The organism is Simiduia agarivorans SA1 = DSM 21679, assembly GCF_000305785.2.
Classification (GTDB): Bacteria; Pseudomonadota; Gammaproteobacteria; order Pseudomonadales; family Cellvibrionaceae; genus Simiduia; species Simiduia agarivorans.
Genome location: NC_018868.3, coordinates 2,420,926 through 2,447,005 on the forward strand (window position 1 = coordinate 2,420,926; position 26,080 = coordinate 2,447,005).

21 protein-coding genes are annotated in these 26,080 nt (G+C 58.0%); 11 read left to right on the forward strand and 10 right to left on the reverse strand.

Going from position 1 to position 26,080, the window contains the following annotated elements:
- Positions 1–69 precede the first annotated feature (69 nt).
- Entirely contained in the window at positions 70–1,143 is a 1,074-nt protein-coding gene (locus M5M_RS10735) for a polysaccharide deacetylase family protein (RefSeq protein WP_024330309.1), read from the reverse strand.
- Positions 1,144–1,229: 86 nt separating this feature from the next.
- On the opposite strand from M5M_RS10735, the gene aceK reads away from it, so the two are divergent.
- Positions 1,230–2,966: a bifunctional isocitrate dehydrogenase kinase/phosphatase gene (aceK, locus tag M5M_RS10740; protein WP_015047514.1), complete on the forward strand. Its 1,737-nt coding sequence runs from the start codon at positions 1,230–1,232 to the stop codon at positions 2,964–2,966.
- Here aceK and M5M_RS10745 read toward each other — a convergent pair.
- The 3 genes from M5M_RS10745 to parC form a co-directional block, all read right to left on the reverse strand.
- A complete protein-coding gene (locus tag M5M_RS10745; protein WP_015047515.1) occupies positions 2,953–3,213 on the reverse strand; it encodes a PilZ domain-containing protein in 261 nt (86 codons plus the stop codon). The genes aceK and M5M_RS10745 overlap by 14 nt on opposite strands.
- 56 nt (positions 3,214–3,269) lie before the next feature.
- A complete protein-coding gene (locus M5M_RS10750) occupies positions 3,270–4,442 on the reverse strand; it encodes a hypothetical protein (protein ID WP_015047516.1) in 1,173 nt (390 codons plus the stop codon).
- A gap of 79 nt (positions 4,443–4,521) precedes the next feature.
- On the reverse strand, positions 4,522–6,777 hold the full coding sequence (parC, locus tag M5M_RS10755) for a DNA topoisomerase IV subunit A (RefSeq protein ID WP_015047517.1): 2,256 nt from the start codon (positions 6,775–6,777) through the stop codon (positions 4,522–4,524).
- A gap of 151 nt (positions 6,778–6,928) precedes the next feature.
- Here parC and M5M_RS10760 point away from each other — a divergent pair, with 151 nt between their 5' ends.
- Positions 6,929–8,140, forward strand: a complete 1,212-nt coding sequence (locus tag M5M_RS10760; RefSeq protein WP_015047518.1) for a hypothetical protein — start codon at positions 6,929–6,931, stop codon at positions 8,138–8,140.
- Here the strand turns inward: M5M_RS10760 and M5M_RS10765 are convergent.
- Positions 8,135–9,619: an FMN-binding glutamate synthase family protein gene (locus M5M_RS10765; RefSeq protein WP_211216983.1), complete on the reverse strand. Its 1,485-nt coding sequence runs from the start codon at positions 9,617–9,619 to the stop codon at positions 8,135–8,137. The genes M5M_RS10760 and M5M_RS10765 overlap by 6 nt on opposite strands.
- 86 nt (positions 9,620–9,705) lie before the next feature.
- On the opposite strand from M5M_RS10765, the gene M5M_RS10770 reads away from it, so the two are divergent.
- The 5 genes from M5M_RS10770 (at position 9,706) to M5M_RS10790 (ending at position 18,812) form a co-directional block, all read left to right on the forward strand.
- Entirely contained in the window at positions 9,706–11,361 is a 1,656-nt protein-coding gene (locus M5M_RS10770; protein ID WP_015047520.1) for an acetolactate synthase large subunit, read from the forward strand.
- Positions 11,362–11,551: 190 nt separating this feature from the next.
- The gene (gene putP / locus M5M_RS10775) at positions 11,552–13,039 is read left to right on the forward strand and encodes a sodium/proline symporter PutP (RefSeq protein ID WP_015047521.1); all 1,488 of its coding nucleotides are present in this window, start codon (positions 11,552–11,554) and stop codon (positions 13,037–13,039) included.
- A 45-nt stretch (positions 13,040–13,084) separates the two neighbouring features.
- A complete protein-coding gene (locus tag M5M_RS10780) occupies positions 13,085–14,314 on the forward strand; it encodes an efflux RND transporter periplasmic adaptor subunit (RefSeq protein WP_015047522.1) in 1,230 nt (409 codons plus the stop codon).
- Entirely contained in the window at positions 14,311–17,424 is a 3,114-nt protein-coding gene (locus M5M_RS10785) for an efflux RND transporter permease subunit (protein WP_015047523.1), read from the forward strand. The genes M5M_RS10780 and M5M_RS10785 overlap by 4 nt, the downstream gene beginning before the upstream one ends.
- Positions 17,421–18,812, forward strand: coding sequence for an efflux transporter outer membrane subunit (locus M5M_RS10790; protein WP_015047524.1), 1,392 nt, complete (start codon positions 17,421–17,423; stop codon positions 18,810–18,812). Before M5M_RS10785 ends, M5M_RS10790 begins: the two co-directional genes overlap by 4 nt.
- 3 nt (positions 18,813–18,815) lie before the next feature.
- Here M5M_RS10790 and M5M_RS10795 read toward each other — a convergent pair whose 3' ends face one another.
- From M5M_RS10795 to M5M_RS10810, 4 genes are read right to left on the reverse strand one after another with little or no spacing between them, the layout of a single operon-like run.
- Complete coding sequence (locus tag M5M_RS10795; protein WP_015047525.1) at positions 18,816–19,244, reverse strand: globin; 429 nt, start codon at positions 19,242–19,244, stop codon at positions 18,816–18,818.
- Between the two features lie 22 nt (positions 19,245–19,266).
- Positions 19,267–19,749, reverse strand: coding sequence for an LEA/WHy family protein (locus M5M_RS10800; RefSeq protein WP_015047526.1), 483 nt, complete (start codon positions 19,747–19,749; stop codon positions 19,267–19,269).
- Between the two features lie 24 nt (positions 19,750–19,773).
- The gene (locus M5M_RS10805; protein ID WP_015047527.1) at positions 19,774–21,330 is read right to left on the reverse strand and encodes an AbgT family transporter; all 1,557 of its coding nucleotides are present in this window, start codon (positions 21,328–21,330) and stop codon (positions 19,774–19,776) included.
- Positions 21,331–21,353: 23 nt separating this feature from the next.
- Positions 21,354–22,046 (reverse strand): tRNA/rRNA methyltransferase, encoded by a 693-nt coding sequence (locus M5M_RS10810; RefSeq protein ID WP_015047528.1) that lies wholly within the window; start codon positions 22,044–22,046, stop codon positions 21,354–21,356.
- 106 nt (positions 22,047–22,152) lie between these two features.
- Between M5M_RS10810 and pyk the strand changes: the two genes are divergently transcribed.
- The 4 genes from pyk (at position 22,153) to M5M_RS19545 (ending at position 25,511) form a co-directional block, all read left to right on the forward strand.
- On the forward strand, positions 22,153–23,577 hold the full coding sequence (pyk, locus tag M5M_RS10815; RefSeq protein ID WP_015047529.1) for a pyruvate kinase: 1,425 nt from the start codon (positions 22,153–22,155) through the stop codon (positions 23,575–23,577).
- Between the two features lie 100 nt (positions 23,578–23,677).
- Positions 23,678–24,250: a glutathione S-transferase family protein gene (locus M5M_RS10820; protein ID WP_016389353.1), complete on the forward strand. Its 573-nt coding sequence runs from the start codon at positions 23,678–23,680 to the stop codon at positions 24,248–24,250.
- A gap of 38 nt (positions 24,251–24,288) precedes the next feature.
- Positions 24,289–24,996, forward strand: coding sequence for an SIMPL domain-containing protein (locus tag M5M_RS10825; protein WP_016389354.1), 708 nt, complete (start codon positions 24,289–24,291; stop codon positions 24,994–24,996).
- Positions 24,997–25,031: 35 nt separating this feature from the next.
- The gene (locus M5M_RS19545; protein ID WP_015047532.1) at positions 25,032–25,511 is read left to right on the forward strand and encodes a hypothetical protein; all 480 of its coding nucleotides are present in this window, start codon (positions 25,032–25,034) and stop codon (positions 25,509–25,511) included.
- Between the two features lie 70 nt (positions 25,512–25,581).
- Here M5M_RS19545 and M5M_RS10835 read toward each other — a convergent pair whose 3' ends face one another.
- On the reverse strand, positions 25,582–26,001 hold the full coding sequence (locus M5M_RS10835; RefSeq protein WP_015047533.1) for a GNAT family N-acetyltransferase: 420 nt from the start codon (positions 25,999–26,001) through the stop codon (positions 25,582–25,584).
- Positions 26,002–26,080: the final 79 nt, after the last annotated feature.

The window sequence follows — 26,080 nt, forward strand, 5'->3', positions numbered from 1 at the left end:
GCGGCAAAACGGTAAAGCGCAATCATTCTAGGTGGCCCTTGACAAGAGTACAAGCGAATTCGGCGGCCTTTAGGGTTCAAACGGCCAATTGCCATCGTCCTTTGGTCGCAAAAACGCGGTGGAGTGCCAATAGAAGCGCCCTTTACCTGCGGGGGCGGTGCAATTGTAGCGGGAACGGCCAGGCGCCAGCGGCCGGCCGGCCTGAAAAGCCACCCAACCCGCATCGGCCTGGTGCGCCTGTGCCAACCCCTGACCACTCACATAGCAACGCACCTGGCCGGCGATGGATGCCGGCAGCTGATAGCTCAGCACCGGCCTGTCCGCCCGCGCGAGCACCCCGTCCGGCAGGTCTGCGCCGGTGCCGGTCTGCAGGCGGAAACCCTCATAGGGTAACGGCAGGGTGCGCAACTTGAGCGTGAAGTCCGCATCGTCACCGTAATCCCCGCCCATGGGAAAGCGGGCCAGCGCCAGCTTGTCGCGACGAGTGGCCGGCCCGCTTTGCTGGCCGAATGCCACATAGCCGGCTTGGTCTAAAAGGGTCTGCAAGGCCTGATTGCTTTCGCCGTAGGGGTACGCAAAAGCGCGATAACCGTGGCCGGTCTGCGCTTTGATACGCGCTTCCGCCTGTTCGATGTCGGCCATGACCTGCGTTGCCCACTGATCGTCGGTGAGCGCGCCGGTGCGTCGTACCAAATGCCCGTGCGTGCGGCTGTGGTTGGCCATGGCTGCGCCCTCGCGACTCATTTGCTGCAGCTGGTCCCAGGTCATCATGTGCCGCGCCCGGCTATCCACTGCATCGGTACTGACAAACACCACATAGGGCCAGCCACGGGTCTTCAACAACGGGTGAGCCACCGAGTAAATCGACTCATAGGCATCGTCAAAGGTGATCAGTACGGTTTTATCCGGCAGGGGTTGTTCGGACTCCAGCGCCGCCAGCACCTGCGGCAGCGACACCACCGCAAAGCCAGCCGCCTCAATCAACTCCAGATGGCGGACAAAACGCGCCGGGCTGGTACTGGTGGCCGCCGGCGTGGACTCGCTGATGTGATGGTATTGAAGAATGACCAGGGCCGACGCCGTGGCGGGCAACAGGGCGATAATCAGGGCGGCCATACAGGCCAGGTGCCGGACGTATTTCATAGGACTATAGTGAACATGCAAGCAGCGGATGCCGATTTACGGCAGGATGCATCATTGTAACCGTCTGTGCGAGGCCCTCAAGTCACGTGAACCAGCCCAGCTCCAGCCCCAGCGCCAAACGCATCGCCCGCACCATTCTGAATGGCTTTGACGCCTACTTTGCCGACTACCAGAACATCACCCTGGGCGCCAAGGCGCGCTTTGAAACCGCCAACTGGGCCAGGGCACAAAGCGCGCACCGCGACCGCATCGAGCTGTACAAAACCAAGGCCGACCAGGTGCGCCAGTTAGTGGGCACCGTCACCAGTAAAAATGTGCTGGATCTTTCGCTCTGGCAACAGGCCCGGCAGGCCTATGCCCAGCTGGTGAGCAATCACAACAACTATGAAATTGCCGAGACGTTTTTCAATTCTATTTTTTGCAATCTGTTCGACCACCAGCAGATTCATGATTCCAATCTTTTTGTAAAACCCTCAAAAGCCACCGACAACAAACAGCTGGAAAACTACAGTATCTATTTCAGCTATCCGCTCGACGCCGGCACCCAAACCATTATCGAGCGGCTGTTCGAAGAGTTCGCCTTCTCCACGCCGTGGGAGGATATGGCGCGCGATGTGGCGCGCATTGACCAGACATTGAACCAGCACCTGACTGAGGCCGGTCTCGATCCCGTCCATGGCCGCATTGATGTACTGGAATCCATTTTTTACCGCAACAAAGGCGCCTACCTGGTGGGCCGGTTGGTGTTCGACAACCTCATCTGCCCGTTTGTCATCGCCTTTCAGAATAATGAGCGCAACGGTATTTTTGCCGACGCGTTGCTGCTGGACCAGGACAGCGTCAGCCGGATCTTCAGTTTTACCCGCTCCTATTTCATGGTGGACACGCCGGTTCCTTCACGTTTTGTCCGGTTCCTGCGCACGCTGATGCCGCGCAAAGATGTATCGGAAATCTATAACGCCCTGGGCTTCAACAAGCACGGAAAGACCGAGTTCTACCGGCACACCATCAATCACATGAAAGCCAGTGATGACCTGTTTGTGGAAGCGCCCGGCATCCGCGGCATGGTGATGAGTGTGTTCACCCTGCCCAGCTATGACGTGGTATTCAAAGTCATCAAGGACCGGTTCGATCCACCCAAAACCGTGACCGAGGCCATCGTTAAAGAAAAATACAAACTGGTGTCCCGTTCGGATCGCGCCGGCCGTATGGCCGACACCCAGGAATACAGTAATTTTATTTTTTACCGCAACCGCTTCAGCGAGGAACTGCTCGCGGAACTGCAACGGGTGGCGCCGTCAAAACTCATCATCACCAGTAAAACAGTGATCATCAAACACCTGTACACCGAGCGCCGGATGACGCCGCTCAATCTCTATCTGGCCGAGGCAAACGAAAACCAATTGGCCGACGTGATGAATGAATACGGGCTGGCCATAAAACAATTGGCTGCCGCCAATATTTTTACCGGCGACATGCTGTTGAAAAACTTCGGCGTCACCCGCCACGGCCGCGTGGTGTTTTATGACTACGATGAAATCTGTCTGATTACCGAGTGCAATTTCCGCAAGATCCCGGAGCCCCGCAACGAGCAGGAAGAGATGGCCGACCGGCCTTGGTATCCGGTGGCCGAAAACGACATTTTCCCAGAAGAATTCAGGTTATTTTTTACCGGCGCACCGCAAGCCCGTGCCGCCTTTGAGCGCTACCACCAGGATTTGTACGATTACCGCTATTGGCAAAAAATTCAGACAGAACTACTGGACGGAAAGATCAACGACACCTTCCCGTACCGGCAGGAACAGCGATTCAAACGAACTTGAGGCCAAGGCCACCGGGCTCGACCCGGACAATGAGCATATCGACGATAGGGGCATCCATGAGCATACCCTGCACCTGGCCACGCACCTGAGTACCTACCGGCGGCATTTCCTGCGGATCGGTGACAATAAAAATGCCGCCATCGGAAATATCGCGGGTTTGCACCATCAATTCACCAAATGAATCGTGCGTGATCAGTACCCGGCAACGCACCGGAATACGTGGGTAACGCCTGTTTTCATTGGTCATAGGCCAGGGTCCGTGTGATCGGCCGTCCAACGCAGACGGCCGCCATGCCACGCAGCTTACTTGTCGTCCACCAACAGTTGATCAAGGCGGCTGCGATAGAAAGTAATGGAGAAGCGATTGACACCGTCTCTCACCACCTCAACCACCAGTTCCGACTCACCCACGCTGATAACAGTACCGGTCGTGGTTTTACTGCCAGTGACCACATGAATGGTTTTACCCACATAGCCACGCGCTTCATCAAAACTGATTTCAAACGGCCCTTTCGGTGCCGCAGGTTGTACCGGTGCGACCACTTTGGGTTCATCGCGCAACGGCTCCACCTCTATAAATATAGGCGAAATGGGCGATCCTGCGAGTTCCACTTCCAAGCGGTCCATAATCCGCTGACTGATAACTTCCGGTGCTTCCGGCTCATCGAAGTTGATATTGAGCAACCAGCGCAAGGTCAGGCGCTCGGGGTTCTCCAGATATCGGGCGTACGCGGCCCGGGCAGGCGCACTCAGGCCTAGGCCCCGGTAAGCCAGGTATTTTTCCACCCCGGCAAGGTGAGCGGCATGCAACGCCGGCACGTCCATGCTGTGGTGACGGGCGCAGTACTCGGACCAGGCCTTCATGCTGCGGATGTCGTCGAAATTGAAGCGGATCAGATCGAGCGAACCCATGCGCTGCAGATTGCTGCTCACTTCGCCGAACCGCAACTGGGTGGAGAATTCGTAGGCACCGCGCACCAGCAGATCGATATCCACAATCAGGTCGCGTGCAGCAGCACCGTACTGATACTTAAGGCTCACGTCGCTGTCGGCATCAATACCCAGCATCCAGGGGGCCGGCTGACGCTCCGGATGGGTACAATCCACATCCACTTCGGCCGCCGCCGCTACGTGGTTCAGATTGGCGTTCACACCGGAGATTTTAATGCTCATGGATTCAGGCGCTGCACGGCTGAAACGCTGCTGAACCAGCGCTGGCAGCGACTCCATATCCACTTCCACCGACTGAATGAAGGCACTGAAATCTTCACCATCAACCGAATTCACCTGAATCCGGTTAACGGTGATCACCCCGTCAAAGCCCAGACTCAGGCGACCGTAGGTGATATACATCACACCCGACAGGTCGGCGATGGCATCGTCGACTTTATTGCGGATATCCCATTGCAACAGCCAGCGACCTGCCACCAGCAATACCGCAACCAGAACCACCAATTTAAAAATTTTCTTTCCCATAATTCACCTCAATGTGCATTCAGGCGTCCTTGCCAGGGCCTGAAGAGCCGATTCTAGCAGCCTGCGGCAAGAATCCCGACTATTCCTTGTGCTGCACTGCGACGCTGTCGACTTTTTGGAAGCCCCGCGGCAGTTTATTGCCCCGCCGCCCACGCTCGCCGCGGTAATGCTCGAGATCGGCCGGCTTGAGTGTCAGGTGGCGTTTGCCCGAGTAAATGGTCAGCTCGTCCGCCGGCTTGAGCACGGCCACGGCCAACAGATACTCTTCCCGCGCCTGCAGCCGCGAGCTGGGTATATTCATGATTTTATTGCCTTTACCGCGGGCCAGTTCCGGCAATTCCGACAGCGGGAACACTAGCAGGCGGCCCTCGTTGGACACGGCGGCCAACAGGTCAGAACCGGCGTCGTTGACCTGCGTCGGCACCATCACGCGCGCACCTTTGGGCAGCGTCAACAGCGCCTTACCGGCGCGGTTTTTAGACGCCATATCGCCCAATTTGCCCACAAAGCCGTAACCGGCATCGGTGGCCAGCAGGACCTTATCTTCGTCGGCACCCATCAGGGCACCCTCAAACGTGGCACCACTGGGCGGGTTGAGGCTGCCGGTTATAGGCTCGCCCTGACCACGGGCCGATGGCAGGGTGTGGCTTGCCAGGCTGTAGGAGCGCCCGGTGGAATCGAGCAACAGCACCGGTTGGTTGCTTTTGCCTTTCACCGACAGCTTGTATTTGTCGCCCGATTTGTAGCTGAGGGCGGCCGGGTCAATGTCGTGACCTTTGGCCGCGCGTATCCAGCCCTTATCGGAAATCACCACCGTGATGGGGTCGGCGCTCATGAGCTCAGTTTCGCTGAAGGCCTGCGCCGCGTCGCGCGCCACGATGGGCGAACGGCGCTCGTCGCCGTGAATTTCCGCCACTTCGAGCAATTCTTTTTTGATCAGGTTTTTCAGTTTTACCGCGGAATCCAGGGTTTTCTGCAGGTTGGCCTTTTCCTTTTCCAACGCTTCCTGCTCTTCCTTGATCTTCATCTCTTCCAGCCGCGCCAACTGGCGCAACTTGGTATCGAGAATGTATTCCGCCTGCGCTTCACTCAGATTAAAGCGCGCCATCAGCACCGGCTTGGGTTCATCTTCGGTGCGGATAATGCGGATCACTTCATCCACGTTCAGGAACACAATCATCAACGCGGCCAGGCGCTCCAGGCGCTCTTCCACCTTTTCCAGGCGGTGCTGCAAACGCCGGCGGGTGGTGACGGTGCGGAAGCTGATCCATTCGCTCAACAAAGTGTTGAGCGGTTTAACCGCCGGCCGGCCGTCGATGCCGATCATGTTCATGTTGATGCGATAGGTGCGTTCCAGATCCGTGGTGGCGAACAGGTGCTGCATCATCTGATCCATGTCCACGCGGTTGGAGCGCGGCACAATCACCAGCCGGGTGGGATTTTCATGGTCGGATTCATCGCGCAGGTCGGCCACCATGGGCAGCTTCTTGGCCTGCATCTGGGCCGCTATCTGCTCCAGCACTTTAGCGCCACTGACCTGATGCGGCAGCGCCGTCACCACGGCGTCGCCATCTTCCATAGTCCAGACCGCGCGCATGCGCAGACTGCCGCGGCCGGTTTCGTACATTTTGATGATTTCATCGCGCGGGGTGATGATCTCCGCGTCGGTGGGCATGTCCGGACCCAATACGTGCGTGCACAGATCGGTGACACTGGCCTTGGGGTTATCGATCAGATGAATACAGGCGCTCACCACTTCGCGCAGGTTGTGCGGGGGAATATCGGTGGCCATGCCCACGGCAATCCCCGTGGTGCCGTTCAGCAATACATGCGGCACCTGTGCCGGCAACACCGCGGGCTCGTTCAGGGTGCCATCGAAGTTGGGCAACCAGTCCACCGTGCCCTGCCCCAGCTCGGACAGCAGTACTTCGGAGAATTTGGTCAGGCGCGACTCGGTGTAACGCATGGCCGCGAAGGATTTCGGGTCATCGGGTGAACCCCAGTTACCTTGGCCGTCTACCAGCGGGTAGCGGTAGGAAAACGGCTGCGCCATCAGCACCATGGCCTCGTAGGCGGCCGAATCGCCGTGCGGGTGGAATTTACCGATCACATCACCCACGGTACGCGCCGACTTCTTGTACTTGGCACTGGCCTTCAGGCCCAGCTCGCTCATGGCGTAGATAATCCGACGCTGCACCGGCTTCAGGCCGTCGCCCACGTGCGGCAGTGCGCGATCGAGAATCACGTACATGGAATAGTCCAGGTAGGCTTTCTCGGTGAATTCTTTAAGGGAGACGCGTTCGTCCGCTTGTACGGCGGGGATCAGCTCTGACATCTTCGATCCTGATAGTTATGGCTTTATCGTCCCGCAGCCTTCAAAGTGCGGGAATGGCATGGCTTATACCAAAATCGGGCCCTGGCTGCCACTGCCCATGGCAAGGCGCAGGCGCTAGAATAGGCAATACGCAGTCGTATCAGGGGCGAGGATGCACCAGGCAGTATCGACAATCATAGTCACAGGGATTTTGGCGGCCAGTGCGCCAACCGCGGCTCAGGCGCCCCAGCCCGATTGGCTGGAGGCCATCGGGCAGCAGGCGCAACTGCCCGCCACGCCCACCCCATGGACCATCACCGAATGGCCCGATTTACAGCGGTCGGCGAATACACGGCAGGATGGACACCAGCACGGTGAAATTGACATCCATCATGCGCCCGCGGATTACCGGCCTTACGACAACAGCCACGAACTCAACCTGCGGATGGTCGTGCACACCCGCCAGCACCTGGCCAACCCCGATATCTGGCCCACCTTTCTGGTCAAGGAAAAGGATCAGAACTGGATCGACACCACGCGCGAATACGTGCACGACACCGCCACCGGTCCGGTGGTGTGGTTTGATAACTTCTTCGCCCTCAAGCGCAGTAACACCGAGGACACCGCCAGCCACGACCTGCGCATTACCCCCAAGCTCTCCTGCCGCAATCAGGATGGTTGTAAGCAGGATGTCCGCATCCGCTCGCGCGTGACCCTGCCTCATACCCAGCAACGTCTGCGGTTGTTGCTGACCAACGAAGACCCGAACAGTATTTACGATACCCTGGACCGGCGCCGGACCCTGCCCGATGACCAGACCGACAACCCCTTCTCGGCGGCATTGAGCTACGCGGTCAAGATGACCGACAACTACGACATCCGTTTGTCGTCCGGTGTGCAAGGCGGCGGCACACCGCAGGTGTTCATCCAGGCCGGCAGTTCCGGCCGACTGGAATTAACACCCAACGTGCTGGTGTCCGCCGGCCAGAGCTTTTTCTACCGCACGGCCGAGGGTTGGGGCGCAAGAACCCAGTTGGATTTCGACACCACCTTGCGCCAGAAAGTGAATGAAGTGATCCGGATCCGGCAGACGCTGGATGTGAGTGAGGACTTTGTTGGCGCCGATTACGACGCCAGTGTGGAATACCTGCATCAGGTCAATCGCAACCGCGCTTGGGGCGTGGGGGTATCCACTTCCGTCAATCATTTAAGAAATTTTGACGATGAAGGGCACCGGCTCTGGTATCGCTACCGCAAGCGCTTTTATCGCGAATGGCTGTTCTGGGAAATCCAGCCATTCGTCGCCTGGACCCGCGAATACGATTTTAAAGCCGACCCCGGCCTCGCGCTCAGCATCGAGATTTATCTCGACGAAGAATCATGATTGCTCCTGGCGTGCCACGTAATCCAGCATGGGCATGGAATGCCCGGGGCTGGTAATAATGCGTACATGCGACGGCCGCAACGCGCGCGGCTCGCGCACGCCGCAGGAATGCGCAATCATCGACACGCTCTCGGTCATCTGCCGCTGATACTCCGCCACCCGTTCGCTTTTCTCCGCCGGCACCAGGCCGCGCTGTAGTTTTTTATTGTGCGTAGTGATACCCGTGGGACAGGTGTTCTTATTGCATTGCAGCGCCTGAATGCACCCCAGGGCAAACATGAAACCACGCGCACTGTTGACCGCATCGGCGCCACAGCATAGCGCCATCGCCACCGCGCCCGGCGTGATCAGTTTACCCGCCACAATCACCCGGATGCGCTCGCGCAAACCGTACTGGGTCAGCAATGCCACCACTAACGGCAGGCTTTCCTTGATCAGCAGCCCCATATTATCCATCAACGGTTGTGGCGCCGCACCGGACCCACCATCGCCGGAATCCAGGGTAATAAAATCCGGCGCGCTGGCGTGACCGCGCTCGCCAATCACGGTAAACAGTTCGTGCAGCCATTCGCTGGCACCCAGAACAAATTTGATGCCTGTGGGTTTACCGGTAATGCGGCGGACCCGTTCGATCATGTCGAGCAGATCGCCCACACTGTGCACTTCGCTGTGCGATGACGGCGATATGGACGCCTGACCTTCCGGGATGCCGCGAATGGCGGCAATTTCGGCGGTGACTTTATCGGCCGGGAGTATGCCGCCTTTGCCGGGTTTGGCGCCCTGGCTCAATTTGATTTCAAACATCCGCACCTGGGCGTGACCCGCAACCGCCGCGAGCTTTTTTTCGTCCAGTTCACCGGCGTCATTGCGCACACCGTATTTGGCCGTGCCAATCTGGAAAATAATGTCGCACCCCCCACTGAGGTGGTGCGGCGCGAGTCCGCCCTCACCGGTATTCAACCAACAACCCGCCTTGGCCGCACCGGCCGACAACGCTTGCACCGCGGGCGCGGACAGCGCGCCAAAACTCATGGCCGAAATATTGAAAATGGATCGTGTGGTATAGGGCGATGGACAATCGGCACCAAAAGTAATCGCCGCCGGCGGCTCATGGCTGTTGGCGTCCACCGGCAAAAATGCGTTGAGGAAGATCGGCGTACCGGGCTTGTCCATATCGCGGGTGGAGCCAAACGCAATGTTGAGTCCATTGCGCTTTGCCGCCTTGTACACCCAACTGCGATCGGCCCGATTGAACGGCATTTCCTCCCGGTCCTGGGCAAAAAAGTACTGCCGGAAAAACACCCCCAGGTGTTCAAACAGGTAGCGGAAACGGCCTATCACCGGGTAATTGCGCCGGATGGTATGACGGGTCTGGCTTCGATCCACCAACCAGGCGTACGCCACCCACAAGAGTCCCAAGCCCACCGCCAGTGCCAGCAAATCACCCAGTAACGCCAATAACCAAATGCCCCAATCCATATCCACCTCCATGATGACAGCCTCCATTTTAGGCTTTATGACTAAATGGTCTATCCTTTCAGGATATTGAAACCGGGAGAAACCTGATGAAAGCCTCTGACCTGATGGTGAAGTGCCTTGAAGAAGAAGGCCTGGAATACATTTTCGGCGTGCCCGGCGAGGAAAATGCCGACTTTATGATGTCGCTGGAACACTCCGATCAGATCCGCTTCATATTGACCCGCCACGAGCAGGGCGCCGCCTTCATGGCCGAAATTTACGGGCGCCTGACCGGCAACCCGGCTGGCTGTCTGGGTACCCTGGGCCCCGGCGCCACCAACCTGATCACCGGCGTGGCCGATTCCAACATGGATCGCGCGCCCATGCTGGTGCTCACGGGCCAAGGCGCTTCGACCCGCCTGCACAAGGAATCCCATCAGGTGATGGACGTGGTCAACATGTTCAAACCGGTGACCAAATGGGCCACTACCATCTGGCACCCGGAAAACATCCCCGAAATCGTGCGCAAAGCCGTACGCGTGGCGCGCACCGAAAAGCCCGGCGCCGTGCATGTGGAACTGCCGGAAGATATTGCCAAGCTGAAGATCGATAAGGCGCCCCTGCCGGTACGCAAATTCCGTCGGCCGGTGCCCGACGACAAGGCCATGGACCGGATTTTTGACCGGATCAAAAGCGCCAAACGCCCGATCATCATCGCCGGTAACGGCTGCATCCGCCGCCGCGCCAGTAAACAGCTGAGGATATTCTGCGAGAAAACCGGCATCGGCGTGGTGTCGACGTTTATGGCCAAAGGCTGCGTGGACATGGACGCACCCTATTGCCTGTACACCATCGGCCTTGGCGCCAAGGACATCCCGGCCTGCGCAGTAGATGCCTCCGATCTGGTGATTTGTCTGGGCTATGACATGGTGGAGTACCACCCCAAACTGTGGAACAACGGCCGCACTAAGCCGGTGATTCACATCGATTTCTTACCGGCAGAAATCGATGAAAACTATCACCCCCAATTGGAAGCGGTGGGTGATCTGGCACACGCCTTGTGGATGCTGAACGAACGGGTCGATAAAAACCCGGGCGCGTTTTCGTTTGATTTCACGCAACAAAACGCCGTGCGCCGCGACATGAGTGCGGAGCTGGCCAAACACAAAGACGATAACACCGAAGGCAGTATCCGCCCGCAAAAAGCCCTGTGGGACGCGCGCGCGGTCATGGGGCCCGAGGACATTTTATTGAGCGATGTGGGCGCGCACAAAATGTGGATCGCGCGGCATTTTCAGTGCCATGAACCCAACACCTGCCTGATTCCGAACGGCTTTTGTTCCATGGGCTTCGCCCTGCCCGGCGCCATCGCTGCGGCATTGATCAACCCCGATAAAAATATTCTCGCCATCAGTGGCGACGCCGGCTTCATGATGAACGTGCAGGAAATGGAAACCGCGCGCCGATTGAATCTGAACCTGACGGTGATGGTCTGGGCCGACAACGCCTACGGTCTGATCGCTTGGAAACAGGACAACGAGTTCGGCCGCCACACGGATCTGGATTTTGGCAATCCCGATTGGCTCAAGCTCGCAGAAGCCTTCGATTGGCACGGTCACTGGGTGGATAAATCCACTGATTTACAGGCAGCGCTGAAACAATGCTTTGCCGAATCCGGCCCAAGCCTGCTGGTGATTCCCATCGATTATCGCGAAAACAATCTGCTCACCAAGCGCCTGGGCGAGCTTACCTGCCCCATCTGATCGGCGCCGCCCCGCCGCACGGCGGGGCCTGTGCCGCCCCCCTCCACGCAATAGCATCGCGCCATAAAGCAGCTGAGTGGCAGCGCGTGTCCTGCAATGCCGGTTTCGGCACGATTATGTCTGCCGGTAAACAGCCGCCCGCCAATATGTTTAAATAGCGGCCAAATAATACACAGATGACGGAGTGTGCATGCAAACCGGCGAATTAATTTCATTGGCCTTTTATTTCACCGCCATGATCGGCATCGGCATTTACGCCTGGCGCAAAGCCAGTAAGGACGTCTCCGGCTATATGCTGGGCGGACGCCAGCTGAGCCCTGCGGTCACCGCACTCTCTGCCGGGGCCTCCGACATGAGCGGCTGGATTCTGATGGGCCTGCCCGGCGCCATGTACGTCACCGGATTGTCGTCCAGCTGGATTGCCATCGGCCTGGTGCTGGGCGCCTGGCTCAACTACCTGCTGGTAGCACCGCGGCTGCGCACCTACACAGAGATTGCCGGCGATGCCATTACCCTGCCCGACTATTTTGAAAAGCGCTTCGACGATACCAGCCGGACACTGCGCATTTTGTCCGCCCTGGTGATTATTATTTTCTTTACCCTGTACACCTCCTCCGGCGTGGTCGCCGGTGGCAAACTGTTCGAGAGCTCGTTCGGCTTGTCGTACGAAATGGGGCTGTGGATTACCGCTGGCGTGGTGGTTATCTACACCCTGTTCGGCGGTTTTCTGGCCGTGTCGCTCACGGATTTCGTGCAGGGCTGTATCATGTTTGTGGCGCTGATTCTGGTGCCGCTGATCGCCTTCGGTCAGTTCGATTCCATCGCAGAAATGAACCGCACCGTGCAGCAACAAGACCCCGCACTGCTGACGTTTTTTACCGGCGTCACCTTCGCTGGCATCATTTCCAGCATGGCCTGGGGCCTGGGTTATTTTGGTCAACCGCACATCATCGTGCGCTTTATGGCGATCCGCAGCGTGAAAGATATTCCCGCCGCCCGCCGCATCGGCATGAGCTGGATGATCGTCACCATTGTGGGCGCGTTGGCCGTCGGTTACACCGGCGTGGCGTACGTGGCCGACACCAATGCCGCGCTCACCGACCCGGAAACGATTTTTATTTTCTTCGCCCAGACGCTGTTTCACCCGCTGATCAGCGGTTTCTTATTGGCGGCCATTCTGGCGGCCATCATGAGCACCATTTCGTCGCAATTGCTGGTGAGTTCCAGCTCGCTGACCGAAGACGTGTACAAAGCGTTTTTGAACCGCGACGCGTCTGACACCACGCTGCTGTTAATCGGCCGTGGCAGCGTGCTGGCCGTGGCACTGATTGCCATCTGGCTCGCCTATGACCGCAGCAGTACCATCCTGAGTCTGGTGAGCAACGCCTGGGCGGGCTTCGGCGCGGCATTCGGCCCGCTGATTCTGTTTTCCCTGTTCTGGCGTCGCACCACCCGCGCGGGCGCCATTGCCGGCCTGGTCACCGGCGCCTCTACCGTGCTGTTCTGGCTCTACGCGCCGATCGAAATCGACGGTCAGAGCCTCAGCAGTCTCATGTATGAAATTGTCCCCGGCTTTATTCTGGCCAGTGTTGCGCTGGTATTGGTCAGCCTGAAGACCCCGGCACCGGCCCAACACCTGATGGATCAGTTTGATCAGGCCAAAGCCGCAGCCAGCTGATTTTTTTAGTACACTTCGGGCAAATGTCCCAAAAAGACCTTGCCCATGTACAAAAGGATTTGGCCCGCCGTGCTGTGCACGTTGCTTGCCTGCAAAGAAACCCCTCCACCGGCCCCGGTGGAGGTGGTGACCTCCCCCGCACAATCCACTTATTTCCCGATCTACGGTGATTATGTCGCCACCACCCGCGCCTCACTCGACGTAGAAGTGCGCGCGCGGGTGAACGGCTTTATCGAAGAAGTAGCCTTCACTGAGGGCAGCCGGGTCAAAGCCGGCGACCTGTTGTACCGGATTGATGACCGCCCCTACAAAGCCCGAGTTAACCGCCTTTCAGCAGGTGTGGAAAATGCGCAGGCGTTGCTGCGAAAAACTCAACGCGATGTGGAGCGACTCGAACCGTTGTTCAGACAGGATGCCGCCAGTCAGATGGATCTGGATAATGCACTGGCCGCAAGGGATCAGGCCCGCGCCGGCCTGGCCGCCGCGCAAGCCGAATTGAAAGAAGCGTCATTGGAGCTCGAATACACCCGGGTGACCGCGCCCATCGATGGTCTTGTGGGTGCCACCCAGGCCGACCTGGGTGCGCTGGTGGGCAGCAGCGCACAATCCCTGCTCACCACCGTCAAACGGGTCGACCCCATGTACGTCCAGTTCCACATGTCGGCACTCGACTACCTGAACGCCCGTCGCCGTAAATCCAGCTTTGACGACCAGCAGAAACTGGACACCGAGGGCAAAGCGGTGGAGGGCTTTGTTCAGATCACGCTGCCCGACGACACTCGCTACCGCTATTGGGGCGACGTAGACTTCACCGACCCGCAGGTGAACCCCCGCACCGGGACCTTTGCCGTGCGCGCAGTGATTCCCAACCCCGATCGCGAATTGCTGCCCGGCCAATACGTGCATGCCCGGCTGGAACTGGATGTGATTGCCGATGCGGTGGTGATTCATGAAAAAGCCATCCAGGTCGAGCAGGGCGGGACCTTTGTCATGGTGGCCATGCCAGACAATACCGTTGAACGCCGCTTTATTGTCACCGGCCCCCGCTCGGAAGCGCGAGTAGTGGTGTCTTCTGGACTGTCGGCAGGCGAGCAGATCATTGTGGAGGGCATTCATAAAGTGCGTCACGGCCAAACCATTCGCACGGTCTCGGCCGAGGCCTACGCCAAGCGTCTGGAACAGCAACAAGCGGACCTGCTCGCGCCCGAGGACAGCGCCCCTCAGGACACGCCAGTGCCCGATCAACCCAGCGGGGAGGCCGGCGAGCAACCATGATTGCCGCACATTTTCTGGACCGGCCGGTGAAAGCATCGGTCATTTCCATCGTTATTACGTTGGTGGGATTGATCGCAGTATTTACCTTGCCAATCGACCAATACCCTTACATCAGCCCGCCTTCGGTGAAAGTCAGTACTTCCTTTCCCGGCGCCTCGGCGCGCACTGCCTCGGAGTCGGTCGCCACCCCGATCGAGCAGGAGCTTAACGGCACCCCCAACATGCTGTACATGCGCTCATCCAGCTCCAAAAGCGGTGGCGTCAATATCACTCTCACATTTGAAGTGGGCACCGACCCGGATTTTGCCGCCATCGATGTACAAAACCGGGCCAAACAGGCCGATGCCAACCTGCCTGTGGATGTGATGCAGGAAGGCGTGAGCGTGGACAAGGAATCCGCGGTCGAGTTACTGAAGCTGGCGATTACCTCAACCGATCCGAAATACGACGACATTTACCTCTCCAACTACGCCACCATCAACATCGAGGCCGCCCTGCGTCGCATTCCCGGTGTGGGCCGCACCCGCAATACCGGCGCGCGCTCCTACTCTATGCGGGTCTGGCTCAGGCCCGATTACATGACCGCACACGGCCTGACCACCAGCGATGTGATCAATGCCATTAAAGAGCAGAACACCGAAGCCGCGGCCGGTTCGCTGGGCGGGCAACCTACCAAGGACAACGTCACCCAGTCTTACCCCATCACCACCCAGGGCCGACTGTCGTCACCCGACGAATTCGGCAATGTAATTGTGCGGGCCGACAGCTCCGGTGCCATGATCCGGTTGCGCGACGTGGCGCGCATCGAACTGGAATCTTCCGCTTACACGCTGGAATCCAAACTCAATGGCAAAGACGCCGCCATTCTGCAGGTTTACCTCATGCCGGGCGCCAACGCACTGCAAGTGGCCGCTCAGGTAAAAGCCACCATGGCTGAATTGGCTGGCGCCTTTCCTCAGGGGCTGCAGTGGCAGGTGTGGTACGACGGCTCACTGTTTATTGCAGAGGCCATTAAAGAAGTGATTCTGACCCTGGCCGAGGCCTTGCTGCTGGTGGTGCTGGTGGTATTCCTGTTCCTGCAGAACTGGCGCACCACATTAATTCCCGCCCTCGCGGTACCGGTGTCGATTATCGGCACGTTTGCCGCCATGCAGGCCTTCGGCTTTACCCTCAACACGGTCAACTTGCTGGCCCTGGTGCTGGCCATTGGCATCGTCGTGGATGACGCCATTGTGGTGGTGGAATCGGTTGAGCGCATCATGAAAGACACCGGCGCCAGCGCACTGGAAGCCACCCGGCAGGCCATGGCGGAACTGTCCGGGGCACTGGTGGCCACCAGCCTGGTGCTGGCGGCGGTGTTTGTGCCGGTGGCCTTTTTACCCGGCATCAGCGGCATTCTGTACCGGGAATTTGCGGTGGCCATTACCGTCGCAGTACTGATTTCCACACTGGTGGCGCTCACCCTCAGCCCCGCCCTCTGCACCTTGTTGCTCACTCGCTCAAACACACCGCCGCCCGCGCGTTTGCGCCCCGTGTTTACCCGCGTGGACCAATGGTTGGCCCGCGGCGGCCAGGTGTACGAAACGGCCGTGCGCGCTTGCCTCCATCACCGACGCCGTGCGCTCGTAGGTTTTTGTGCACTGCTGGGTGCCACTTTTTTGCTGTTCAAATACCTGCCCGCCAGTTTTATGCCGGTGGAAGACCAGGGACGTTTTTTTGTGGACCTTGAATTACCCGATGGCGCCTCGGTGGCACGTTCGCGACTCATTGCCAGCCGCGCCCAGGCTATTGCCCAGCAACATCCCGCAGTAGCGCACGTTTTCAGTCTGGCGGGAGAGAGTAAACGCTCGGGCGGCGACGAGGCGGATGCCACGCTGGAAGTTATTCTGAAAGACTGGTCTGAACGCGAGGGCGTAAGCGTGGATCAGGTGATGAATGAATTGGCGCCTGCGTTCGACACGATTCTGGAAACCACCAACCGGGTATTCAAGCCGTCAGCCATTGCGGGGCTGGGTAACTCCAACGGCGTCGAACTGGAGTTACAGGATCGCTCGGGTACTCACTGGCAACAATTGCCCACCTATGCAGAGCAGTTGTCGCGCGCAGTCCAGCAACACCCGGCGGTGAAACGCATGAGCACCGATTTCAAATCACATATTCCGCTTTATGAACTGGAAGTGGACCGCGCCACCGCCAAAGCCATCGGCGTTCCACTGGCGGACATCTATTCCACCATGCGGACCTTTACCGGCTCCAGCTCAGTAAACGACTTCAATTTATTTGGTCGGGTTTACCGGGTCAAAGTCCAGGCCGAAGGCAATTATCGGGACCGCCCCGATGCGATCCGCCATTACTATGTCCGCTCCAATAGCGGCGACATGGTACCCATTGAAGTGCTGGCAGACCTGAAGTTCACCACCGGCCCTGCCAACGTGGTGCGCTACAACATGTTTTCCAGCGCCAGTCTGGTGGCAGAACCCAATACCGGCTACAGCTCGGGCGAAGTCATCAGGGCAATTCAGTCCGAAGCTTCAAAGCTGTTGCCGCCCGGCATGGGCTATGAGTGGACCGGACTGACCTTCCAGGAAATCCGTTCCGGTGGCCAAACCCAAACCGCCTTGTTGTTAGCATTGGTATTCGTCTTTTTGTTTCTGGCAGCACTCTACGAAAGCTGGATAATTCCGCTCGCGGTGCTCACCATCGCGCCGGTCGCCATGCTCGGCGCATTGGCGGCGTCCTGGCTGGGCGGTGTAGAAAACAATTTGTTTTTCCAGATAGCCTTTGTTGCACTCATTGGTCTGGCGGCAAAAAATTCCATTTTGATTGTGGAGTATTGCAACACGCTCGTGCGCGAGGGCGTGTCGCCGGTGGAGGCCGCCATCACTGCCGCGCGTCAGCGATTCCGCCCGATCATGATGACCAGCGTGAGTTTTATTCTGGGTGTCATGCCGCTGGTCTTGTCGGCGGGCCCGGGTGCAATCGCACGTCAATCCATGTCGATTCCCATTCTGGGTGGCATGTTGTTGGCCACCAGTGTCGGCATTGTGCTGGTGCCTCTGTTTTTTGTGGTACTGGCGAAACGTCTGCAGGCCCGGGAGGTGCAGTCATGAGGGTTTTATCACTCGCAGTCGCAGCGTTGCTGGGCGCCTGTGCCCTCGGACCGGAACACGAGACGCCCGCACAGAACACACCCGAGGATTACTATCTGGTGGAGCAGCGTTCCGCGCCTCAGGCGGACAACCTGGCGGCCATGCAATGGCAGCAGATTTATGTGGACACCGAACTCAGCGGTTTTCTGAACACTGCGCTGGCCAACAATCCCGATCTTCAGACGGCTCGCCTGCAGCTGGCCCGCGCTGAAGCCGCCAGACGGGTAGCGCGCGCGCCGCTTTTTCCGCACATTAATGCCAATGCCGGTGCCGAGCGCGAACAAAAATCTGAACAGGACAGCCCCGGCAGTGCACCGATCGATGAATACACGCTGGGTCTGGGCGTCAGCTGGGAGCTGGACCTGTGGGGCGTTAACCGGCGCGCGGCCGAGCGCGCCGATGCCGAACTGGATGCCGCCCGCTTCAGTCACTATGACGTTCAGGTGGCGCTGATTGCCGCCGTGGCCACCACCTATTTTGATCTGCTCGATGCCCACAACCGGCTATTGATAACCCAGGACACGGTCAGCGCCCGGGAGAAAGCGCTGCGTATTCTCGAATTGCGCAAGCAAGGTGGCATTATTTCCGGTTTGGATGTGCGTCAGGCAGAGGTGGCATTGGCTCAGGCGCGCTCGCGGGTGCCGGCGCTGGAAGACGAAATACTCGCGTTGGAAAACAGTTTTAACTTGCTGCTCGGACGCGCGCCGCAGGCGCTGCCTCTGACCCGTACGCTGGGCGATATGGCGCTTCCCGATCAATTGCCGGTGGGTCTGCCGGCAGAATTACTTCAACGGCGGCCGGACATCCGCGCCGCCGACGCCCGCCTGCACAGTGCCACCGCCGGTATCGGCGTCGCCAAAGGTGCGTTGTTTCCGCGCATTCAGTTGACCGGCAGTATCGGCCAAACCAGCAACGAACTCGATACGTTACTGCAATCCAGCGCCAATGGCTGGACCCTGGCCGGCTCGCTCCTGCAACCGGTATTTAACAGCGGCGCCAATCTGGCCAATCTGGAATTGGCGCGCAATAGCCAGGCGCAGGCACTGCTGAATTACGAGAGCACGGTGCGCGTGGCACTGGTGGAAGTCAGTAACGCACTGCAAGGTTATGATTCCGCCACCCGCATCCTCGGCACCACCGAACAACTGATGCAAAGTACCCGCGCCTACCTGCGGCTGGCGCAGCTGCAATACGGTGAAGGCGTACTGGGTTATCTGGATGTGCTGGATGCCCAGCGCCAATTGTTTGATGCGGAACTCACGCTCAGTGGCGCGCGCACTATTCAGTTACAGGCACTGGTGCAGCTCTATCGCGCACTGGGCGGCGGATGGGAACCGCCAACGCCTTGAGGTTCAGGAAGCCAATTGCCCGTAGGCGCGCATGAATTCAAGCCCGGGCGCCAGCGTAATGCGCCAGGCCAGTTCCACCTGCGCATCGTATTGGTGATCGAGTTCGCGCACGGTTTTCAACAGACTCTCGCGCCATAGGTCGTAAAGATTGCTGTGGATATTCAGATTGGCGTGGCGCGTTGCCACCTTTTCCAGGTAGCTGTTGGCGCGCCGGTCGGAGGCGAACGACATCATTTGCATCAGTGACAGATGCAACATGTCGTATTGTTTTTCCATATTGGTATTGGCAAATGCTGCCGCCACCTCGGGCGAGGCGGCGACAAAATGCTGATAAAACGTTTGGAAAAAATCGTGTTGCCCCGCATTCATCAACCGCTCGTAGCTGTCGTTGAATAACTGGGTAAAATTCAGCGGGGCCGATTTTTCTGACACGTTCACTCCACGATGGCAACCATCAGCGCGTTGTCGCGCGCAATTGTGCGGGTTTGAAAAATGGCAGCGGGCCAGCTTCCTCCACGGTAATGGAAGGCAGCATGGCACCCACATCCAGTTTGGCCGACAGCTTGTAATCCAACTCATCGGGTTTGCGGTTGGCCAGATCGGATATCAACGCCAACACACTCATCAGATTAGCAGACACTTCCACCGTGACCGGCGTTTCAGTATAGGCCTTCAGTACCGGCAGCTGGCCAGCCACACCGGAAAAGATGTCGTGACCGGCAATGCCGATGTCGTAGCTCATACCGCGCAGGGCGATGTCATCGGCATTGGGGTTGGTCACCACCAGGCCCACCGCAAAACGCTGCTGGAAGCCTTCAGCCGCCACTGGCGTGAGGCTCACCACCTTCACGCGCGGCTTTTCCATGCCAGGCTTGAGCCCCGCACAGCCCACACACAGGGTGGCGACCAGGGCCACCAGCAACAATCCGATGCGCATCACAACTCCTTCACAGGCGCCCGATCAGGGCGCGGGATAAACATAACTGGCCTGTATACCCAGTGGTAAGCCGAATGACCAGTAAATCAGTAAAAATGCCGTCCACAGCACCAGCAACACCAGCGAGTAAGGCAACATAATTGAAATCAGCGTACCAATGCCGGTGCCTTTCACATAGCGCTGGGCATAGACCACCACCAGCGGGAAATAGGGCATCAACGGGGTGATGATGTTGGAGCTGGAATCGCCGATACGGTAGGCGGCCTGGGTGAGATCGGGCGACAGACCCAATTGCATCAGCATGGGTACCAGAATCGGGCCGATCAGCGCCCACTTGGCGGAGGCCGAGCCCACAAACAGGTTCACAAACGCCGTCAGCAGAATCATCCCCACCACGGTCACCGAGGCCGGCAGCGCCCATTCGCGCAGGGTGTCGGCGCCTTTAACCGCCAATAACGCACCGATGTTGGAGGTATTGAACGCACTGATAAACAGGGCACAGAAGAACGCCATCACAATGTAATAGCTCATCCCGTCCATCGCTTTGCTCATGGCACCTATTACGTCACGCGAGTTTTCGAAGGTGCCCGCCAGGTAGCCATAGACAATGCCGGGGATAATAAACAGCAGGAAAATCAGCGGCACGATGGAGTGCATCAGGGGCGCACTGAAGGACGCAATCTCGCCATTGGGCGCACGCAGCGCCGAAGATTCCGGCCACACCGCCGCCACCAGCGCCACCACGCCCAGGCCCATGGCCACCAGCGCCCAGAACAGCGCGCGCTTTTCTTTGGCGGTGACATCGGCAAATTTCGGAATGTCTTCCGGGTCGCCGTCCACCTTCACTTTGGCCAGGCGCGGCTCGATGATTTTATCGTTCAGGTACCAGCCCACCAGAATCACCAGAACCGACGAGGCACTGGTGAAAAAGTAGTTATTGAGCGGGTTCACCTGAATGGCCGGGTCCACAATCTGCGCCGCGCTCTGGGTGAAGCTCTGCAGCAGCGGGTCGATGGCTGAAGGCACAAAGTTGGCAGAAAAACCGCCGGATACGCCGGCAAAGGCCGCCGTAATACCCGCCAGCGGATGCCGGCCCATGGCGTAGTAAATCACGCCCGCCAGCGGAATCACCAGCACGTAGCCGGCATCGGTGGCCGTGTGGCTCACAATCGCCACCAGAATCACGATGGGCGTGAGCAGGAACTGGGGCGTGCGGTCCAGCACCCGCTTGATGCCGGTATTGATAAAGCCCGAGTGTTCGGCCACGCCCACACCCAGCATGGCCACCAGCACCACGCCGAGCGGCGCGAAGCCGGTAAAGGTTTTCACCATGCCGGCCAGAAAGGTGGCCAGGGCATCACCCGTGAGCTGGTTGTTCACCACAATCGCTTCACCGGTGCGCGGATCGATCTCTTCAAAGCTCATGCCGGACAAGAGCCAGCTCAGGAGCCATACAATCACCAGCGAGAAGAAAAAAATCATCGCCGGGTCGGGCAGCTTGTTGCCCGTGCGTTCAATCCAGTCCAGCACCTTTTGCAGACCGCCGGATTGTTCCGGCGCGGTGGCAGGGGTATCAGCCATGGTCATGTCCTTTTTATTGTGTTTTATCGTTTTGTGAATTTATCGCACAGGGCGTGGAGGAAGCCGATGGCTTTGGCATCCGCTTGTGGCAGAAGCTCCAACGCCCAGCGCGCCAGCTTGGATTCGGGGCCATAGCCCTGTTGTTCCAGCAGTTCCTGGGTTTTATGCCTGAGTGAAAGGTACTGGCTTTGGCGGCCATCCTCAACCACGGGCGCAGACGGGGACGCCGCATTAGCGGCCAGGCTGCGCAGCTCATAGGCGTACAGCATCACCGCCTGGCTCAGATTCAGCGAGGGATAGGTCACCGGCAGGGGAATGCAGGAAATCAGCTGACACAGGGCCAGCTGCTCGTTGGACAGGCCGGACTCCTCACAGCCGAACACGATGGCAGCGCGCGCCACCGTATCGCCCTTGTGGGCAATCAGGTCCGCCAGTTCATCGGCCGGCGTGAGGCTACGCCACTGGTGCCGGCTTTTGGCGGAGGTGGCAATGCTCAGGTCCACATCGGCCAGAGCGCTTGCCAGATCCGGAAAGACTTCCGCAGCCTCCAATACCTCGCCTGACCCGTGCGCCAGGATGCGGGCCTGCTTGTGCTGGTGCGCCTCGGTAGCCACCAGCCGCAAGCGGCCAAACCCCATGGTTTTCAGCGCCCGGCAACTGGCGCCGATGTTTTCCGGCACCGCCGGCGCCACCAGAATAAATACAATGTCCAACATTAGCCTCCTGAATGGCAGCTATTCTAAAGCTAGTGCGCCATTCGGGGTATGCTTATTGGTGTAAGCACCCGCTACACTGAAAATTCACGCATCAACGGATGGCTTCATGCGCAAAACCAAGATCATCTGCACCATCGGCCCGGCAACGGAGTCCTACGCCATGCTGGAACGGCTCGCCCATGCCGGCATGAACGTGGCACGCCTGAACATGTCACACGGCGACCACCAGAGCCATGCCAAAGTGATCAAAGCCATCAAGCGCCTGAATAAAACCCTGCCGCACCCGGTGGCGATTCTGCTGGATACCCAGGGCCCGGAGATCCGCACCGGTGAGCGCGACAACGACCTGAACCTGCAAACCGGCGACATTATCTCGGTGGTGGCGCGCGGCACCCAGGATGTGGAAGAGCATTCGCTGATGGTGAACTACGCAGATCTGATCGACGACATGGATGTGGGCGATAAACTCACCGTAGACAACGGCCTGATCAACCTGGAGATTCTGGAAAAACACGAACGCGTCATGCGCTGCCGGGTGATTGATGGCGGCGTACTCAAAAGCAAACGCCACGTGAACCTGCCCGGCATCCGCGTGAACCTGCCCTCCATCACCGACAAAGACCGCAACGACATTCTGTTCGGCATGGACATGGATGTGGATTTCATCGCGCTCAGCTTTGTGCGAGAAGCCAGCGACATTACCGAACTGAATGAACTGCTGGGCGACAAGGCCGGCCGCATCAAAGTCGTGGCCAAAATCGAAAACCAGGAAGGCGTGGACAATATCGATGCCATCATCGACGCCGCCGATGGCATCATGGTGGCGCGTGGCGATCTCGGCTGTGAGGTGGAATTCTGGGAACTGCCCCACATCCAGCGCCGCATCGTGCGCGCCTGCGCACAACAGGGCAAACGCGTGATTGTGGCCACCCACCTGCTGGAATCCATGATCGACAACCCCATGCCCACCCGTGCCGAAGTGACCGACGTGGCCAATGCCGTGTACGAAGAAGCCGATGCCATTATGCTCTCGGGCGAAACCACCGTGGGCAAATACCCCATCAAATGCGTGGAGGCCATGCACAACATCGCCACCACCATTGAGAAGCACCGCGGGCTCGCGTTCACCAATGACCTGGAAACCCGGGACCACAAACAGAACCTGGCCGCCAGCGCGGTGCACCTGGCCGAATCCTTAAAGGCCAGTGCCATTGTGGTGATTACCCGCCGCGGCCGCATGGCCAACTACATCACCAACTGCCATCCACAGCATTCAGTGATTCACGCCTTCACCAACGACGGCCGCACCCGCCGCCAACTGGGCCTGAACCGCAATGTGTACGCGCACAAACTATTGTTCTCCAAAGACCCGGAAAAAACCCTGCGCAAAGCCTTTGATCTGCTGTTAAGCTACGGCTTCAGTGAGGGCGATCAGGTAGTGGTGATTTCCGACACCCTGGGCCTTTACGATGCCGATGCCGGGCAAGGGATTGAGGCGATTCAGGTGAGGAAACTGGAAGCCAGCAAATAAGCTGACCCCCTGCCTGAACCCACCTGCTCTTCCCCGATGGCGATCCGAACATCCCGCACTGGCAACTTGTGCGCGCCAGTGCGCCATACGGGGAACTCACATGAAGCTATACGGTTCAACCACCAGCCCCTACGTCCGCCGCCTGCGGGTTTTTCTGGCCAATCAGGCGTACGACTTCGTCAACATGAACATCTTTGGCCCGGAAGACAGGGCCACGCTCAAGGCCATCAATCCCACACTGAAAATCCCCATGCTGGAAGACGACGGCAAAGTCATGTTTGACTCCAATGTCATCCACCGCTACCTCACGGAAAAACTCGGCCTTACACCGCTGAGCTGGGACCAGCAAAATCAGCTCACCCTGATTAACGCCGCCAACGATTCCATGATTGAGCTATTGCTGTGCGAGCGCTCGAATCTGGATACCAACAGCGATGTGATGTTTTTTAAATTGCAGCGCGAGCGCATGGCTGAAATCTTCAGCGAGCTGAACCGGCAGTGTGAAGCCGGATTGTTCGCAGACTGGAACTACCCGGCCATCAGCCTCTACTGCCTGCTGGACTGGGCGGCATTTCGCCATCTGTACGATTTCTCGTCTCACCCGGCGCTGGTCAAACAACACGAGGCCAACAAGGCACAGGCCTTTGTGGCGGAGTCAGACCCACGCATTTAACGCTTTACTCACGTTTAAGCCAAAAGGACCCATTGGCCATGGAAAAAATTGTATCCGCTGTATTTATCGCTGCAGGCCTAGCGTTTGCCGGCTTCTTCGTTAGCGAAACGCTCTACAAATCCAATGTGGCGGTGAATACCGCCGACGTGAAAGGCCTGGCAGAGCGCCGGGTCATGGCAGATAAAGCCTACTGGTCTATTGAATACAGTGTGACGGGTAAGACCAAATCCGACATACCGGACCTCTATACCCAATCCGAGAAAAACCGGGAAAAAATAGTCGCCTTACTGCAGGACGCCGGCTTCGATGCGGCTGAAATCAAACCCGGCATCGTGCGTTACTACAAAAACGAATTCCGGGATGAAAACCAGAAGCTGGTGGATGAAAGCCATCTTCTGGTGGGTGAAATTGAAGTGGAAACCAGTAAAGTCAAGCTGGTGGCCGACGGCAGGAACAAGCTGAATCGCCTGGTGGCTGAAGGCATGGACCTGCAGAACAACGCACCGGCCTATCACTTTACCCAACTCAACGATATCAAACCCGACATGCTGAAAGAGGCCACCAGTAACGCAAAGATCGCAGCCGCAGAATTCGCCGCCATTGCCGGCGTGAAAGTAGGCGGAATCCGTAGTGCCCGCCAAGGGGGTTTTGAAATCCGCGATGTAGGCGAAAACTACGGCGACACCAAAAAACTTGAAAAGGACGTGCGCGTTGTAACCACCGTCACTTTTTTCCTGGAAGACTGACACCGCAATAGGTTTTAACGCAGCATCAAACCGACATGAACGGCGAAGCCGAAAAATTTAAAACAGAACAACGTGTATTTCTGGCCTTTGCTCAGACCATTGGCCTGAACACCAACCACCTGCACATTGAGAAAGGTGACCCAACCCAAGGAGAACCGGATATCCGTTGCCATACGCAGGGCCGCGTGCAGTATTTTGAACTAACGGAAGCCTGCAATCCGGCCTTGGCGGCAGCGAAACAACCCGATCATTCCGCCAGCGTCAACGACGGCATCCACAACGCCCGCCAGACCGTTATCAAGAAACTCACCAAGCGCTACCGCGTCGCCGAACCGATCGACCTGGTGATCTACACCGCCGGTCAAACCCTCGCCACCGATACCGCCATCGTCGCAGCCATTAAGCCGCTCCTGAGCAATGATCTTGGGCCCTTTAAGAACATATGGTTTTTCGGCAAGCAAACCGAGCTACTTGCCAGCACTGCGCCGAGGAACAACCCGGCACCCAGTGCATGATTCATTGCCAACACCCTCTATCGATATAGGCAGCCCCACCTGTGCATCCGAGCAATCTTAGTAACCTTGGCTACAGCACCCGCGACATGTAATAAAATCTGTCATCGCTTGATTCAACAACAAAGCCGGATCTCTCATATAAACGATAAGCCGGACTGATTTGAAACACCTTTAACTTCAATACACGTGCACCTTTGGACAATGCCAACTGCACGCACTTGGCTATGGCAGCCGCACCATAGCCACGATTCTTATAGCCTTCCGCTACCTGTAAATCCCGCAGATAACAGCAGTCGCTTTCATAGGAAAGGCGCACAGCACCAACAGCCACACCGTCCGCAATGAGGTCAAAGTTATCAAGATCAGCAGTCTGTGATTCTATAGCAGCAACATCCCACGCCACACCATAGCGCTCATAGTATTCTCGCATATTGACGCTGGTGAGCTTGGCGGATGCGGCCAGATCAATGATTGGGCTAAAGGAAATCAATTGAATTTTCTCGAAAAATACTTTTAAGACCTTATAAATTAGGGGAATTGTCGTATTATTGGGGCTAACTCAATCCGCC

What these genes read in the sequence shown, in the direction of transcription:
- M5M_RS10810 (WP_015047528.1), bottom strand. Translation starts at nt 22,046, where the DNA reads ATGTTGGACATTGTATTTATTCTGGTGGCGCCGGCGGTGCCGGAAAAC.
- M5M_RS10800 (WP_015047526.1), bottom strand. Translation starts at nt 19,749, where the DNA reads ATGCGCATCGGATTGTTGCTGGTGGCCCTGGTCGCCACCCTGTGTGTG.
- M5M_RS10825 (WP_016389354.1), top strand. Translation starts at nt 24,289, where the DNA reads ATGGAAAAAATTGTATCCGCTGTATTTATCGCTGCAGGCCTAGCGTTT.
- M5M_RS10745 (WP_015047515.1), bottom strand. Translation starts at nt 3,213, where the DNA reads ATGACCAATGAAAACAGGCGTTACCCACGTATTCCGGTGCGTTGCCGG.
- M5M_RS10735 (WP_024330309.1), bottom strand. Translation starts at nt 1,143, where the DNA reads ATGAAATACGTCCGGCACCTGGCCTGTATGGCCGCCCTGATTATCGCC.
- M5M_RS19545 (WP_015047532.1), top strand. Translation starts at nt 25,032, where the DNA reads ATGAACGGCGAAGCCGAAAAATTTAAAACAGAACAACGTGTATTTCTG.
- M5M_RS10805 (WP_015047527.1), bottom strand. Translation starts at nt 21,330, where the DNA reads ATGGCTGATACCCCTGCCACCGCGCCGGAACAATCCGGCGGTCTGCAA.
- M5M_RS10750 (WP_015047516.1), bottom strand. Translation starts at nt 4,442, where the DNA reads ATGGGAAAGAAAATTTTTAAATTGGTGGTTCTGGTTGCGGTATTGCTG.
- M5M_RS10790 (WP_015047524.1), top strand. Translation starts at nt 17,421, where the DNA reads ATGAGGGTTTTATCACTCGCAGTCGCAGCGTTGCTGGGCGCCTGTGCC.
- M5M_RS10765 (WP_211216983.1), bottom strand. Translation starts at nt 9,619, where the DNA reads ATGGATTGGGGCATTTGGTTATTGGCGTTACTGGGTGATTTGCTGGCA.
- M5M_RS10780 (WP_015047522.1), top strand. Translation starts at nt 13,085, where the DNA reads ATGTACAAAAGGATTTGGCCCGCCGTGCTGTGCACGTTGCTTGCCTGC.
- M5M_RS10785 (WP_015047523.1), top strand. Translation starts at nt 14,311, where the DNA reads ATGATTGCCGCACATTTTCTGGACCGGCCGGTGAAAGCATCGGTCATT.
- putP (WP_015047521.1), top strand. Translation starts at nt 11,552, where the DNA reads ATGCAAACCGGCGAATTAATTTCATTGGCCTTTTATTTCACCGCCATG.
- M5M_RS10760 (WP_015047518.1), top strand. Translation starts at nt 6,929, where the DNA reads ATGCACCAGGCAGTATCGACAATCATAGTCACAGGGATTTTGGCGGCC.
- M5M_RS10770 (WP_015047520.1), top strand. Translation starts at nt 9,706, where the DNA reads ATGAAAGCCTCTGACCTGATGGTGAAGTGCCTTGAAGAAGAAGGCCTG.
- parC (WP_015047517.1), bottom strand. Translation starts at nt 6,777, where the DNA reads ATGTCAGAGCTGATCCCCGCCGTACAAGCGGACGAACGCGTCTCCCTT.
- pyk (WP_015047529.1), top strand. Translation starts at nt 22,153, where the DNA reads ATGCGCAAAACCAAGATCATCTGCACCATCGGCCCGGCAACGGAGTCC.
- M5M_RS10820 (WP_016389353.1), top strand. Translation starts at nt 23,678, where the DNA reads ATGAAGCTATACGGTTCAACCACCAGCCCCTACGTCCGCCGCCTGCGG.